The organism is Paenibacillus sp. YIM B09110 (genome assembly GCF_037167145.1).
Classification (GTDB): Bacteria; Bacillota; Bacilli; order Paenibacillales; family Paenibacillaceae; genus Pristimantibacillus.
In genome coordinates this window covers 1-13176 of sequence record NZ_JBANSP010000033.1, presented here as the reverse complement: position 1 = coordinate 13176, position 13176 = coordinate 1, and the positions used below count along the sequence as shown (strand labels likewise).

Sequence of the window (13176 nt, the reverse complement as noted above, 5' to 3'; positions counted from 1 at the left end):
CTAAGAGCCATTGCCCAAGGCGTAAACGGTAGATGCCAATGTTTGGCGTCTAAAGCAACGTTTCGCGGTGAAATATAGGTCAAGTATAACGAGAAAAACGTATACTTTCCTATACATAAACAAATAGTCAACTTCCCTAATACTGAATATGAAGCGTTAGGGTTTCAACTATATGACTATAACTTGATAAGCACAGTGCCAACGCCGTTTGACGATTGAGTTAGCATCTTTACGACAGGCTCGTCAATCTTGACTATACCATAATTTATGGGACAAAGAAACAAGCAGCATCAAGGTGCATACGCTTTCTTAACGACTTTGAATGATCGTCCATTTTCAGCCAAAAACAGGCTATTCCTTGCGCTTAACAGGCGGTTGGCCCAAACTCTTCAGCAGCCCTGCCTTCTTAAGCACATGAAGCACCGATTTCTCCATTTCCTTCATCTTCATGACCGTTGCCGGTTTCCTGACAATAAGAATAAGATCCGTCTTCGGGGCTATCCGATCAGCCTGGTGGCGCACGATCTCCTTAACCATCCGCCGCATCCGATTGCGCATGACCGCATTTCCGATTTTTTTGCTCGCCGAAACACCGAGGCGGAATGGATCCGCGTCCGGCTGTTTAGACCAATATACGACAAATTGTCCATTTGCGAATGATTTGCCGCCTCGATAGATCCGGCTGAAATCCCCGCGGTTACGCAGACGCAACTTTCTATGCACGACTTATGGCCACCGTTCTTTCGTTTCATCTAATAAGTATAGCCTGAGTCGAAACGACTCAGTCCTCCTAAATAGAGGACATTGCGTTTCGTGAAAAATATAGGGCTTGTATAAACAAAGTTATACTCACCTATATTTCAAGCGTAAACGACCTACACCAACATTTGGCGGTGTAGTACCGTTTCGCGATGAAATATAAGCGTGATTATAAGTGTAAACTTATAAATTCTTATATTTGGAGATGAAATATCTCAGCCCTCTTTAATAAGGAATAAGGATTTCATTGCGCAAATACAAAAAAAAGAAGACCACCGGACGTGGTCTTCTGCTTATGCGCTCAGTACTTTTCTTCCTCTTTGACGACGCGCTGCCAAAACTTTACGTCCGTTTTTCGAGCTCATACGTTTGCGGAAGCCGTGCACTTTGCTGCGTTTGCTTACATTCGGTTTAAATGTAGGTCTCATCGTTCTGCACCTCCTATATTACATATATCAATGTGTCAGTTATAACTTCTTCTCTTTATTTAAAAAACACCTTTTTAATTAAACCATGTGGGCGGTCAAAAGTCAATGTACCTCTCCGATGCAAAATACAGGAATAAGCTTTATCCGATTTTTATTGTGGATAACGTATGAAATGCCGCTCATTCTAGAAAACTAATAACATGTGCACAGTTTTTCACGATCGACAACGAACTTTGTCGAAATGATAACAAGATATAAACAATATGTAGTGTTGTAGATAACTTCTATGCACAAGCAGTTGAGAATGTGGATAAAATCAGCGAATTCGTTGAAATATAAGGGATCTTTTGCTATGATTATTATGTTTTTGATGTGGATTACATCGTAGAAGCCTCATATTTATCAACAACCTGTGGATAACATTGTGAACAAAATCATCCCCTATTTATAACTCAGTTTCTTCATCTACGTCATAATGTGGATGCTTTCGTTATAAATCCCTGATTTTCGACAACGTTTAGCTTAACCGCGCCGACTTAGGCGAGTTGAATAAGGAGTGACAGTCTGTGGACAGCCATACCTATGATTTATGGCAGCAAGTGTTGTCAATCATCCAGACCAAATTAAGCAAGCCGAGCTTTGACACCTGGTTCAAAGCGACGAAGGCTTCTTTTGTCGATGATTCCATACTTGAAGTAACCGCCCCGACAACATTTGCTGTCGAATGGCTGGAGAATCGCTATACGAAGCTCATAAGAACGACACTGTTTGAATTTTTGGGCAGGCAGGTGGACGTTCAATTTGCAATTGAAGAGCAGCGCAGCGCAGAACCGATCATTTCGCTTCCGCCGAAGACCGTACAAACACCGGTTGCGCAAGAAGAAACGCATAGCCATATGCTTAACCCAAAATATACGTTTGATACATTCGTAATCGGAGCCAACAACCGGTTCGCCCATGCGGCATCGCTCGCCGTCGCTGAAGCTCCGGCCAAGGCGTATAATCCGTTGTTTCTTTATGGTGGTGTTGGACTAGGCAAGACGCACTTAATGCATGCGATTGGCCACTACATCATGGACCATAATCCGAATACGAAGGTACTCTATATATCATCCGAGAAGTTCACGAACGAGTTCATTAACGCCATTCGTGACAATCGCGGCGAGAGCTTCCGTACGAAGTACCGCAATATCGACGTATTACTCGTCGATGATATTCAGTTTCTAGCAGGCAAGGAGCAGACGCAGGAGGAGTTCTTCCATACCTTCAACGCGCTGCATGAAGAAAGAAAGCAGATCGTCATCTCTAGTGACCGTCCGCCGAAAGAAATTCCAACGCTCGAAGAACGGCTGCGTTCACGGTTCGAATGGGGACTTATTACCGACATTCAACCGCCTGATCTCGAGACGCGGATCGCCATTCTGCGCAAGAAAGCGAAAGCTGAGAATCTCGATATTCCAAACGAAGCGATGGTGTATATCGCCAACCAGATCGATACGAATATCCGGGAACTTGAGGGGGCGCTTATCCGCGTTGTGGCCTATTCATCCTTAATCAACGCCGATATTACGTCGCATCTGGCAGCTGAAGCGCTGAAGGATATCATTCCATCAAGCCGGCCGCGGATGATCACGATGCAGGACATTCAGGCAAAGGTCGGAGAGTTCTACGGACTGCGCCTGGAGGAATTCAAAGCCCGCAAGCGTACGAAAGCCGTTGCCTATCCGCGCCAAATCGCGATGTACCTGTCACGCGAGCTTACCGACTACTCGTTGCCGAAGATCGGCGAGGCGTTCGGCGGCCGCGACCATACGACAGTCATCCATGCGCACGAGAAAATTTCGCAGCAGCTTAAAGTGGATCATGACCTTACGAAGATCATTCAGAATTTAACCGAAAAAATCAAAAATCATATGTGAACAACCAAGCAAGCCTATGCACACGCTATGCACATGTGGATAGGCTTGCTTTATCGGTTTTCCGCAGGGTTATCCACATATTCAGTGCCCCTACTACTACGTCTACTAAAAATCTTTAATAAACATCATCAAATATAGACGGCTAACGCCGCCTGTTGAAAGCCCGTCAAAAAACAATTTCGCATCGCTCAATCTATATAAACGCTAGGAGTGTAATCATGAAACTAACGATCTCAAAAAATGAATTGAACGACGCTATCCAACAGGTTGCCAAAGCAGCGTCCTCTCGCCCTACAATTCCGATTCTTGGCGGTATCAAGATTGAAGTTACACACCAAGGTGTAACATTAACAGCGAGTGATACCGATATCTCCATCCAAAGCTTCATACCTGTTGAAAGAGATCAATTCGTTATTTCACATGTGGATAAACCGGGTAACGTCGTATTGCCTGCCAAATTTTTTGTGGAAATCGTTAAGAAGCTCCCGTCGGACCAGGTCAGCATCGAAGTCGGCGCTCATTACCAGACGATCATTCGTTCAGGCGCTACCGAAATTCAAATGGTTGGGCTTGATCCTGAAGAGTTCCCAGTGCTGCCATCCATTGAGCAAAATGAAATATTCCAAATGCCTGGCGATTTATTAAAAGCGATGATTCGCCAATCCGTGCTAGCTGCATCGACAAGCGAACAAACGCCAATTTTGACGGGTGTCTTGTGGAATCTGAACGAAGGCGAGCTCAAGTTCGTAGCAACTGACCGCCATCGTCTTGCGAGTCGTACTGCAAAAGTCGATACGCATCCGGATTACCGTTTCAACAACATCGTTATTTCCGCGAAAACGCTCGTGGAACTGTCGAAGCTTGTTCCCGAGCATAATATGCTCGTCGATATCGTTGTCGCCGACAATCAAGTGCTGTTCAAGATCGGCAACGTGTTGTTCTATTCGCGTATATTGGACGGGACTTATCCCGACACTTCTAAAATTATTCCGCAAGTGTTCAAAACAGAACTTGTTCTTGATACAAAAAATGTGATGGACGCGATCGATCGCGCTTATTTGATGTCGCGTGAGGAAAAAACGAACATTGTCCGCCTTATGACCCTTGAGGATGGCAGCATCGAAATTTCGTCGAGCTCAACTGAACTTGGCCGTGTAACGGAGCAGCTTGAGGCGAAGCAGTTCAATGGCGAACCGCTGCGAATTGCGTTCAACTCCAAATATATGCTCGATGTGCTTAAAGTTATCGACAGCGAACAATTGTTCATCGGCTTCACAGGGGCGATGAGCCCGATCATTATTCGTCCGCTTGACCACGAATACAGCATGTACGTCATTTTGCCGTATCGTACAACCGGCTAAGTTGAGAAATCACTAGCGAAGAAGGGACTGAGACATTAGGGTGAAGGAAATCTCCATTCAAACCGAATACATTGCGCTTGGACAATTTCTGAAGCTGTCGGATTGTATATCCACAGGTGGACAAGCAAAATTTTTTCTGCAGGAAACGGCTGTTCACATTAATGGCGAAGCGGATAACAGACGTGGACGGAAACTTTATGCCGGCGATCGCGTAGAAGTGGAAGGATGCGGCGTCTTTACGGTTGTTAGGAGCTAATGCATCAACAGACCGGGAGGACGAAGCGTGTTTCTAACGAGCATACAACTGCAAAATTATCGCAATTACGGTCAGCTTGACCTGCAAACGCCGAATAAGGTGAATATATTTCTTGGGCCTAACGCCCAGGGCAAGACGAATCTGCTTGAAGCTATATTTGTGCTTGCGCTGTCGAAGTCGCATCGTACGTCGAAGGATAAGGAGCTGATCGGCTGGGAAGCCGATTCAGCTCGCCTAAGCTGCGAGGTAGATAAACGCTACGGCTCAGTCAAGCTTGATCTCGCATTCACACAGCAAGGAAAGAAGGCACGGATTAACGGCCTGGAGCAGCGCAAGCTGAGCGATTTCATCGGTTCGGTGAATGTCGTCATGTTCGCGCCTGAGGATCTCGAAATTGTAAAAGGTACGCCGGGGGTACGAAGACGGTTTCTCGATATGGAAATCGGACAAGTGCAGCCCGGTTATTTGCATACGCTTCAGCAATACGGCAAAGTGCTTCAGCAGCGCAACAATTACTTAAAGACGGCAGGCCCTGGAAGCGTGAATCAGACGATGCTTGACGTGTGGAATATGCAGCTTGCGGAGCATGGTGTTAAAATAATGAAAAAAAGGAAACACTTCATACATAAATTACAAGCGTTCGCCGAGCAAATTCATGCAGGCATTACTGGCGGCGCAGAGCAGCTCACGATCGAATATTGCCCCTCCTTCGACACCGACGCGCTTCAAGATGAATCTGTTTTATTTGATCAATTTATGATAAAGTTAACACAGGTGAAAGATCAGGAGATTCGCAGAGGCGTTACTTTGGCGGGACCGCACCGCGACGATTTGACGTTTTTTATCAACGGCAAGGAAGCGCAGACCTATGGTTCGCAAGGCCAACAGCGAACGACGGCCTTATCTTTAAAATTGGCAGAAATCGAGCTCATTAACGAGGAAATCGGTGAATATCCGCTATTGCTCCTCGATGACGTCTTATCCGAACTCGACCAAAATCGGCAGACGCAGCTCATCGAAACGTTTCAGAGCAAAGTGCAAACGTTTATAACGACGACCGGACTTGAAAGCGTGAATTTATCCAAGCTTCAAGATGCCGGCATCTACCATGTGCAAGAGGGCCGAGTGACGAGATAAGGCGCTATTAGAGGAGAGGTGGACGTTATGTATATCCATTTGGGCGGCGAGAAAATTATCCGGGCTGCGGAATTAGTAGCCATTTTTGATATTTCGATCGAGCAATCCTCCAAGTTGTCCAAGCAATTCGTTGCGGGAGCACGGAAGCGGAAGGATGTCGAGACGATTGGCGAGGAAGAGCCGAAATCAATCGTTGTGACGAAGCAAAAGATTTATTATTCGCCCATATCATCCTCTACGTTGAAGAAACGAGCACATCATTTTGCGGCGAACGGGTAAGGCGATCAGGAAGAGCAGTTGAGAGGAGCAGTGAACTTGCATGTCTTTGGAACAACATACGTATGACGAGAGTCAGATACAGGTCCTGGAGGGCTTAGAGGCAGTACGCAAACGTCCGGGGATGTATATCGGCTCCACAAGCAGCAAAGGTCTTCATCATCTTGTTTGGGAAGTTGTCGATAACAGTATCGACGAGGCACTTGCAGGCTACTGTAACAGAATCGAAGTTATCGTTCACGAGAATAATAGCATCACCGTTATTGATAACGGCCGCGGCATTCCAGTAGGCGAGAATACGAAGCTGAAGAAGTCGACGCTTGAAGTCGTTATGACCGTCCTGCATGCGGGCGGCAAGTTCGGAGGCGAAGGCTATAAAGTATCCGGCGGTCTCCATGGCGTCGGTGTATCGGTCGTCAATGCATTGTCGGAGCTCGTTATCGTTCAAGTTAAACGCGACGGCCAACTGTATCAGCAAGAATATCGCAGAGGCGCTCCACAGTATGACATCAAGATCGTCGGCGAGTCCACGGAGACAGGCACGCAGGTAACATTCCAGCCAGATCCTGAAATATTTACAGATACGACTGTCTATGATTACGAGATCCTGCAATCGCGGATACGCGAGCTGGCTTTCTTGAATAAAGGCATCCAAATCGTATTGACCGACGAACGTACTGGCGTATCTAATACGTTCAAGAATGATGGCGGTATTATCGAGTTTGTTGAGTATTTGAACCGTAACCGCGAGGTACTCCACGAGAAACCGATTTATGTGGAGGGCTCGAAGGATTATATACAGGTCGAAGTAGCACTGCAATATAACGACAGCTACGCTGAGAATATTTATTCGTTCGCGAATAACATCAACACACATGAGGGCGGTACGCATGAATCCGGCTTTAAGAGTGCGCTCACGCGTATTATTAACGATTACGCCCGTAAGACGAACCTGATTAAAGATAATGACTCGAACTTCTCGGGCGATGACGTACGGGAAGGCTTGACTGCGATCATTTCGGTTAAGATTCCTGAGCCGCAGTTCGAGGGTCAGACGAAGACGAAGCTTGGCAACAGCGAGGTTCGCGGTATCGTTGAATCGTTCTTCGCCGAGAAGCTGCAAGAGTTCCTTGAGGAGAATCCTTCCGTATCGCGCAAAATCGTCGAGAAGGGGCTGCAAGCTGCCCGTGCCCGTGAAGCTGCGCGCAAAGCACGTGAGCTGACTCGCCGCAAGAGCGCGCTTGAGGTCGGTTCATTGCCGGGTAAGCTGGCTGACTGCTCATCCAAGGACGCTTCGATCAGCGAACTGTATATTGTCGAAGGTGACTCCGCTGGCGGATCGGCTAAGCAAGGACGTGATCGCCACTTCCAGGCTATCTTGCCGCTTCGAGGTAAGATTCTGAACGTTGAGAAGGCGCGTCTGGATCGGATTCTCGGCAATGCCGAGATTCGGGCTATTATTACCGCGCTTGGCACCGGCATTAGTGATGACTTCGATCTCGCGAAGGCTCGTTATCACAAAATTATCATCATGACGGATGCCGACGTCGATGGCGCGCACATTCGCACGCTCATGCTGACATTCTTCTATCGCTACATGCGAGATATTATCGAAGCAGGTTACATTTACATCGCTCAACCGCCATTGTTCAAGGTTGAACGGAATAAAGTCATTCGATACGCGCAGACCGAGAAGGAGCGCGACCAAATTATTGCCGAGTTCGGTGAAGGCGTAAAGGTTAACGTACAGCGTTACAAAGGTTTGGGCGAGATGAATGCGACGCAGCTATGGGAAACGACGATGGATCCGGAGAGCCGTACGATGCTCCAGGTTACGATCGACGATGCGATGGAGGCGGATATCGTCTTCGATACGCTGATGGGCGATAACGTTGAACCGCGTCGTGACTTCATCCAAAAGTACGCGAAATATGTGAAAAACTTAGACTTCTAGCCTTTCCGGACATTCAGACACAGGCTAGCAAGCCCATAAATAATAAGCAGCCATCTGTAAGTGAACTCTACCTCCATTGTTAGTCATTCTAACAAATGGAGTGTAGTTCACCGTGAGAGGCTGCTTATTCCTTTTTATTAGTGCTTATAGCGTCCGTAGGCTACCGCATAACGATACATTTTGTGAAACACATTCTGGTCGGAGAGCTTGCGGAAGATTTGCAGATCGGGCCGCGTATTAACTTCAAGAATCCAAGGGTGAAGTTTATGATCGATAGCGATATCGACGCCGATTTCCTTCAAGTTCGGATAGGCGGCGACTAATTGATTCGCAATCGTAATGCTAAGCTTTTGGAGTCTGTTTTTGTAGATCGTGATTTGCTGAGGGCTGGCATGGTCGGACATTAAGGAATCGATTGGCATCGGAGTTCCTCCGCTGTGATAATTGGTTACGATTTTGGCTGGATGGGCGAGGCGCCCGATAATACCCGTCGCTTCCCATTCGCCGCGCAAGTTTTTTTGGACCATGACCCGAATATCGAAGCGCCGCTTTTGGTGACGGAGCAGATGAATGCCTTTTTGGACAATATATTTGCGATTTTTCTTCTGCTTCAGCAGCATTTTGTAGAGAGCTTCAAAGCTTGCATAGTGGTGGATGACTGTGTCCTGTTGATACTTATAGCTGCGGTTCGAGTCAGTCGTGCGTTCGACACGTATAACTCCTTTGCCAAACGTGCCGTTAATGGGTTTCACATAAATCATGCCGTACTCATTAAGCATCCGGTAGACGGTCTCGCGGCTGAACAGCTTCGTAAGCGGGATATATTGGCGTAAATACTCGGATTTGAGCAAGACGAGCGTTTTGGCCCATTTGCTGTTAACGCGCTGAATGGTCAACGTCCGTATCTCCTTTCACAGAATCGGTTATTTTCCCAAAAGTTTATATCGATGATCTCCTCGAGCCGGAGAAGAAGATCGATGATATAAAAATCGCTTCTTCGTTCCAATGAGGCAGGAGACAGACTTTGGAATGAGTGGTATAATGAAGTTTGGGTCTGTTTATTTTATGGTGATTTTTAGCATCTGGAGAGCGGTAATTAACCTATTTTTATGAGCATTTTCTCTATTTGCGCTTATAGGGTTTAGCAGCCCTCTATTTGTGAAAGTAATATAATGGTTATGTTGATTAGGACTAGCTATAGATGACGTCAGGGAGGTAAATCATGGCGGAAGAACAACGATTGTCAGTTAAGGATCGGGATATCGGTACCGAGATGCGGGATTCATTCATGGATTATGCGATGAGTATCATCGTTAGCCGTGCTCTTCCCGATGTTAGGGACGGACTTAAGCCCGTGCATCGCCGTATTTTGTTCGCGATGTCTGAGCTTGGCATGTCGCCGGACAAGCCGCATAAGAAATCAGCGAGAATCGTAGGCGAGGTTATCGGCAAGTACCATCCGCACGGCGATTCTGCTGTTTATGAATCAATGGTCCGGATGGCTCAAGATTTCTCTATGCGTTATATGCTCGTCGACGGTCACGGCAACTTTGGTTCCATTGACGGCGACATGGCAGCTGCGATGCGATATACCGAAGCAAGGCTATCCAAGATTGCGATGGAGCTGTTGCGAGATATCAACAAAGAAACGATCGACTTCGTACCGAACTACGATGGTGAAGAGAAAGAGCCGGTCGTATTGCCAGCTCGTTACCCGAACCTTCTTGTCAACGGTGTTACCGGTATTGCGGTAGGTATGGCTACGAACATCCCTCCTCACAACTTGAACGAGGTCATCGATGGCGTGCAAGCATTGATTCGCAACCCGGATATTACGCCGGTGGAATTGATGGAATTTATTAAAGGTCCGGATTTCCCGACGGCTGGTTTCGTTATGGGTTATCAAGGTATCCGCCAGGCTTATCTGACAGGCCGCGGTTCCGTTACAATGCGTGCTCGGGCAACGATAGAAGAGAATGGCAACAAGGCGCGTATTATTGTTCATGAACTTCCTTACCAAGTTATTAAAGCGCGTCTTGTCGAGAAGATCGCCGAACTTGTCCGTGAGAAGAAGATCGAGGGCATTACAGATCTCCGCGATGAGTCCGATCGGAACGGCATGCGGGTCGTCATTGAGCTTCGCCGTGACGTTAACCCAAGCGTCGTATTGAACAATCTATACAAACAGACTCAATTGCAAACGAACTTCGGCATTAATATGCTGGCGCTCGTTAATGGAGAGCCTCGCACGCTTAATATACGCGAGATGCTTTATCACTACCTCCAGCATCAGATTGAAGTTATTCGTCGCCGTACAGAGTTCGATCTGAAGAAAGCAGAGGCACGCGCTCATATTTTGGAAGGCTTGCGTATCGCGCTTGACCATCTGGATGAAGTTATTGCATTGATCCGCAGCTCGCGTACGACGGACGAAGCGCGCGAAGGATTAATTTCGCGCTTCTCGCTCAGCTTAGAGCAAGCACAAGCGATTCTGGATATGCGTTTGCAACGTCTGACTGGCTTGGAACGCGAGAAGATCGAAGCGGAATACGCGGAATTACAGCGCAAGATTGCTGAGTTCAAAGCGATTCTGGCCGACGAGCAACTCGTATTGGACATCATTAGCACGGAGCTTGCAGAATTGAAGGATAGATTCGGCGATGAGCGCCGCACCGAGATTACGGCTAGCGACGATGAAATATTGGACGAGGATCTCATTCCTCGCGAGGATGTTATTATCTCGATTACCCATACAGGCTACATTAAGCGTCTGCCTGTAACGACTTACCGCAGCCAGAAGCGGGGCGGCAAGGGCGTAGTCGGCATGGATACGAAGGAGCATGACTTCGTTGAGCATCTATTCGTATCGAACACGCATCATTACTTGCTGTTCTTCACGAACAAAGGGAAAGTTTATAAGCTAAAGGCTTATGAAATTCCAGATCTCAGCCGTACGGCTCGCGGAACGCCGATTATTAACTTGATTCAGATCGAACAAGGCGAGACGGTTAACGCCGTTATCCCGGTTCAAGATTTCGATCCCGATCATTATCTGTTCTTCGCTACAAGGCAAGGTGTCGTTAAGAAAACGCCGCTCGATGATTATATTAATATCCGCCGCGTTGGCTTGATTGCAATCTCGCTTCGTGAGGATGATGACTTAATCGGAGTGAAGCTGACTGACGGCAACCAGGAGATCATTATGGGTACAGCCCAAGGGATGTCCATTCGCTTCTCTGAGCAGGATGTCCGTTCGATGGGACGTTCCGCAACAGGCGTGAAAGGGATTGCGATTGATGATGATGATACGGTTATCGATATGGACGTCATCGTTCCGGAGAAGGACGTATTGATCGTAACCTCCAAAGGTTATGGCAAGCGTACGCCAGTTAGCGATTATCGGAGTCAGAACCGCGGCGGCAAAGGCATCAAGACGCTTAACGTTACGGATAAGAACGGTCCGATCGTATCGCTCAAAGTCGTTGAGAACGATGAGGATCTTATGATTATGACGGCTCTTGGAACATTGATTCGTACGAGCATGGAAGGCATCTCGACGATGGGTCGTAATACGCAGGGCGTTAAGCTCATCAATACGCGTGATGACGATACGGTAGCAACCGTAACTAGAGTCGCTCGCAGTGAAGAAAATGACAACCTTGAAGACGGCGAAGAAGAGAATGAAGGCGAAACGCCGGTCGAATAAGCTCAGACAGTAGCATGCAGAAGCAGTATAAGCACAGGGGAGGGGACAGTAGATGGCAGCGGTAAATGTATCTCAGTTGAAGCTGGGAGATAAAATCGGAGAAGATGTCCTCACCCCGTTAGGCGGAGTTTTGTTCCAAAAGGGCAAAGTCATTACGCCGAAGGAACTTGAGATCTTGCACGCATTTCTAGTAACGTCAGTTGTTGTAGATTACGGAGCAATCACTTCGAAGGCCAAAGAGGACACGCAAGATGAGCCTCGAGCGGAGGGAACTGCACAGCAGGAGGTTTCTCCCCTTCATAGTGAATATGAGAAGATGCTGACGCTATTGAGAAAAGTATTTGCATCGTATGTGACGGGCGAAGGTTTACCCATCATGGATATACGGTCTCAGCTCGAGAAGCTGCTGCTGCATGTTCAAGACTACAAAATATTAACCTTCATGCCTCGTCAATTCAACGAGCGTGATTATTTGCTTCATAATAGCATTACGTCAGCAATGACTTCGTACCTGATCGCACAGTGGACTGGGTTCGCGCAGAAGGACTGGATGCAGATTGCGCTTGCAGGCTTGCTGCACGATATTGGCAACATTCGTATCGATAAGGCTATCTTGAACAAGCCTAATGCGTTGTCAGGGGATGAGAAGGAAGAGATGAAGCGTCATACCGTGCTCGGCTATCAGTTGCTTAAGAGCGTAGCAGCGCTGAATGAGGGCGCTAAGCTGACTGCCTTGCAGCACCACGAGAAGGTTGACGGTTCCGGTTACCCGCTCGGTATTGACGCAACAAAAATTCATCCCTATGCCAAAATAGTGAGTATAGCGGACATCTTTCATGCAATGACGCTTAACAAATCTTATCGCAAAGCAACTTCACCATATCTCGTATTGGAACAAATCCAGGAAGACGCATTCGGTAAGCTGGACCCTGGATATGTAACGATCTTTGTGAATAAGGTGACGCAATTTCACAACGGTACGGTTGTGAAGCTTAGTGATGGACGGATCGGCGAAATTGTATTCTCTGATGCTAAGCATCCTACTAGGCCATGGGTGTCGATTGGCGGGGTCATCGTTAACCTGACTGTTGAACGACATCTTCATATTAACGAAGTATTGAAATAGGTACTATGCATATGAGCCTTGCTGCAGCTTACAGATGATCGCATCGTCTAAGCTTCAGCAAAGCTCATTTTTGTTTGTTAAAGAGTAATGATTAATACGGAATATTAGAGCTGAATGAAGTAGAAATATCGCAGCAATAATAAAAATGAAATTAAATCAAAAAAGTGCTTGCAATGCTATAGGCGTCTGTGATATATTATCTAAGTCGCCGCTGAAACATACGGCCGACACGAAAGAAAAGATTGTTCTTTGAA

Annotated in this window: 11 protein-coding genes; 8 read left to right on the top strand and 3 right to left on the bottom strand. The window is 47.0% G+C overall.

Annotated features, from left to right (window positions below; all coding sequences use genetic code 11):
• Nucleotides 1-351 precede the first annotated feature (351 nt).
• Nucleotides 352-723 (bottom strand): ribonuclease P protein component, encoded by a 372-nt coding sequence (gene rnpA / locus V8F51_RS28160; RefSeq protein ID WP_337103832.1) that lies wholly within the window; start codon nucleotides 721-723, stop codon nucleotides 352-354.
• A gap of 329 nt (nucleotides 724-1052) precedes the next feature.
• On the bottom strand, nucleotides 1053-1187 hold the full coding sequence (gene rpmH / locus V8F51_RS28155; protein WP_307204190.1) for a 50S ribosomal protein L34: 135 nt from the start codon (nucleotides 1185-1187) through the stop codon (nucleotides 1053-1055).
• A 566-nt stretch (nucleotides 1188-1753) separates the two neighbouring features.
• On the opposite strand from rpmH, the gene dnaA reads away from it, so the two are divergent.
• From dnaA to gyrB, 6 genes are all read left to right on the top strand, one after another.
• Entirely contained in the window at nucleotides 1754-3106 is a 1353-nt protein-coding gene (gene dnaA / locus V8F51_RS28150; protein ID WP_337103831.1) for a chromosomal replication initiator protein DnaA, read from the top strand.
• 218 nt (nucleotides 3107-3324) lie between these two features.
• Nucleotides 3325-4467, top strand: a complete 1143-nt coding sequence (gene dnaN, locus V8F51_RS28145) for a DNA polymerase III subunit beta (protein WP_337103830.1) — start codon at nucleotides 3325-3327, stop codon at nucleotides 4465-4467.
• Nucleotides 4468-4507: 40 nt separating this feature from the next.
• A complete protein-coding gene (gene yaaA / locus V8F51_RS28140) occupies nucleotides 4508-4723 on the top strand; it encodes a S4 domain-containing protein YaaA (RefSeq protein ID WP_337103829.1) in 216 nt (71 codons plus the stop codon).
• 27 nt (nucleotides 4724-4750) lie between these two features.
• Nucleotides 4751-5860, top strand: a complete 1110-nt coding sequence (gene recF / locus V8F51_RS28135; RefSeq protein ID WP_337103828.1) for a DNA replication/repair protein RecF — start codon at nucleotides 4751-4753, stop codon at nucleotides 5858-5860.
• 27 nt (nucleotides 5861-5887) lie between these two features.
• Nucleotides 5888-6139, top strand: a complete 252-nt coding sequence (gene remB / locus V8F51_RS28130) for an extracellular matrix regulator RemB (RefSeq protein ID WP_012772007.1) — start codon at nucleotides 5888-5890, stop codon at nucleotides 6137-6139.
• Between the two features lie 40 nt (nucleotides 6140-6179).
• Complete coding sequence (gyrB, locus tag V8F51_RS28125; RefSeq protein ID WP_337103827.1) at nucleotides 6180-8090, top strand: DNA topoisomerase (ATP-hydrolyzing) subunit B; 1911 nt, start codon at nucleotides 6180-6182, stop codon at nucleotides 8088-8090.
• 137 nt (nucleotides 8091-8227) lie between these two features.
• Here gyrB and V8F51_RS28120 read toward each other — a convergent pair whose 3' ends face one another.
• Nucleotides 8228-8986, bottom strand: coding sequence for a YheC/YheD family protein (locus V8F51_RS28120; protein ID WP_337103826.1), 759 nt, complete (start codon nucleotides 8984-8986; stop codon nucleotides 8228-8230).
• A gap of 326 nt (nucleotides 8987-9312) precedes the next feature.
• Here V8F51_RS28120 and gyrA point away from each other — a divergent pair, with 326 nt between their 5' ends.
• Nucleotides 9313-11796, top strand: coding sequence for a DNA gyrase subunit A (gyrA, locus tag V8F51_RS28115; RefSeq protein WP_337103825.1), 2484 nt, complete (start codon nucleotides 9313-9315; stop codon nucleotides 11794-11796).
• A gap of 52 nt (nucleotides 11797-11848) precedes the next feature.
• Nucleotides 11849-12922 carry an HD-GYP domain-containing protein gene (locus tag V8F51_RS28110; protein ID WP_337103824.1) on the top strand — a complete coding sequence of 358 codons (1074 nt, stop codon included), beginning with the start codon at nucleotides 11849-11851 and terminating at the stop codon, nucleotides 12920-12922.
• The last annotated feature ends 254 nt before the right edge of the window (nucleotides 12923-13176 follow it).